This is a genomic window from Saccharomonospora halophila 8 (genome assembly GCF_000383775.1).
GTDB classification, from domain to species: Bacteria; Actinomycetota; Actinomycetes; order Mycobacteriales; family Pseudonocardiaceae; genus Saccharomonospora; species Saccharomonospora halophila.
Window position 1 is genome coordinate 16867 of sequence record NZ_KB912564.1, and the last position, 2035, is coordinate 18901.

2 protein-coding genes are annotated in these 2035 nt (G+C 70.9%); one reads left to right on the top strand and one right to left on the bottom strand.

Annotated elements, in window-relative coordinates:
* Positions 1-595, top strand: a 595-nt coding sequence (locus SACHA_RS22135; RefSeq protein WP_083935855.1) for a class I SAM-dependent methyltransferase, incomplete at its 5' end; no start/stop codon positions are given.
* A gap of 73 nt (positions 596-668) precedes the next feature.
* Here SACHA_RS22135 and SACHA_RS0113840 read toward each other — a convergent pair.
* Positions 669-1505 (bottom strand): SAM-dependent methyltransferase, encoded by an 837-nt coding sequence (locus tag SACHA_RS0113840; protein WP_019810761.1) that lies wholly within the window; start codon positions 1503-1505, stop codon positions 669-671.
* Positions 1506-2035 lie beyond the last annotated feature (530 nt).

The window sequence follows — 2035 nt, forward strand, 5'->3', positions numbered from 1 at the left end:
CCGGGCGACCGGCCTCGACCCGGACGGCGACGCGCTCCGTCGCGCCGCACGCAAGGCACGCCGCCGCCGTGTCGGCCTCAGCCTCGTGCAGGGCTACGCCGACCGGATCCCCGCCGAAGACCGCGCCCTCGACCACGTGATCTCGTCGCTGGCGCTGCACCACGTCGACGAGGACGGCCGTGCCGGGTTCGCCCACGAAGCACTCCGCGCCCTCCGCCCGGGAGGGACGATCACCGTGGCCGACTTCGATTCCGGCGCGACGCGGGGCGCGACGGCGGCGACCCCGTCGGCGCACACGCACGGCCACAGCCACGGTTTCGCGCATGCGCTCCGGAACCTGCCCCGGATCCTGCGGCCCCGGCGCTCACGGGGTCCGGCAGTGGAGCACGATCCGGGCGACGGCCTCGTCGCCCTGCTGACCGGTGCCGGGTTCGCCGACGCCCGCGAGGTCGCTCACCTCGACCACCGGTTCGGCCGGATCGCCGTCGTCCGGGCGACCCGCCCGGACGACACAGGGGACATCAGAAACAGTGACCCGGTTCACGAAGTCACCTCTGCGGATCGCCCGGGGGGGACACCCGGCTTCGATTCCTGATCGGAACCGAAGCACACCACCCGGACTCACGCACCGGAAGCCGAACACACGTACGGCGGCACGTGGGCCGTGGTCAGGGCTTGCGCCCGACCGCCCCGGCGACCAGTCGTTGCGCGACCCCGACCGGCGTCGTGCGCGGTCCGGACGGCCACCACCGGTAGGTCTCCACGATCCCCGGCTCCAGCGGTTCCAACCCGTCGAGCATCGCCGCGATCTCCGCGTGCGTGCGCGCACCGCCGCTGCCGAGGCCACCGGTGCGGGCCGCGTGCTCCAGCGCCCGCATCGCCGCGGACTCCCCCTGCTCCTCCGGGTCGTACAGGTGCGACAGCACCACGTACGAGCCGGACGGCAGCGCGTCGAGGTACTCCCGCATCACCCGCACCGGCAGATCCCGGTCGTCACCGGAGTACATGTGCAACGTCGCCGTGCACAACAATCCGATCGGCCGCGCGAAGTCCAGCGCGGCCCGTACCTGCGGGTCGTGCAGGATGCCGGCCGGATGCCACGCGTCACCACCGACCATCCGGGTGCGGTCGTTCTCCGCCAGCAGGGCACGGCCGTGGGCCAGCACCACCGGGTCGTGGTCGACGTAGACCACCGTGGCCTCCGGGTCGACCCGCTGCACGACCTCGTGTGTGTTCTCCGCGGTGGGCAGTCCCGAACCGACATCGAGGTACTGGACGATGCCGGCGTGCCGCGCCAGGTAGCGGGCCGCGCGGGTCACGAACGCCCGGTTCTCCCGCGCGATCTCCGCGACGTCCGGAACGGCGGCCTCCAAGGCCCGGGCCTGCTCCCGGTCGACCTCGTAGTTCTCCGTCCCACCGAGCAGGTAGTCGTAGACCCGGGCCTGGCTCACCCGGGTCGGATCGATCTCCACCGGTGCCGGATCCGGCTCCTCAACCGCGGACACGGATTTCAACTCCTCCGAAAGCGGACAGTGAGGTCGAGCGTACTTTGTTGATCAAGCACCGGACGACCCCGGCCCTCGGCGCTGTTCCCGTAAGGTCCCTGATGAACGTTTCGCTCCACCAACTCGGTCGCCAAGCCTGCGGCGGTGACGTAGTCGTTGTCGTCATCCACCACGGTCAATCCGTGGTGAGCAGCGGTCGCACACACCTGGAGATCGACCGTAGAGAACGCGCGATGGCGACCGCACCGTGCTGCTTCGCGCTGCAACACTGAAATCCAGGTGGCCGCACTCTTCGGAACCCGACCGCAACAGCCGCCACAACGCCGAAGAATCGTTCAGATATCCGATCACCTCACCGGTGCTCGTCCTTGTCGGCGTCGTGCTCGGCCTCGGCGCCTTCGAGGTCCCAATGTTGGGCCAGCTCGAAATGTCGATCATAGGCAGCGGCCCGCGACAGCCCGGGCGGAGGCACCTCCCGCGGGTGGCCGAGCACGCGGCGGACGGCGGAGGCGAGGGCGTCCGCCGAGCCG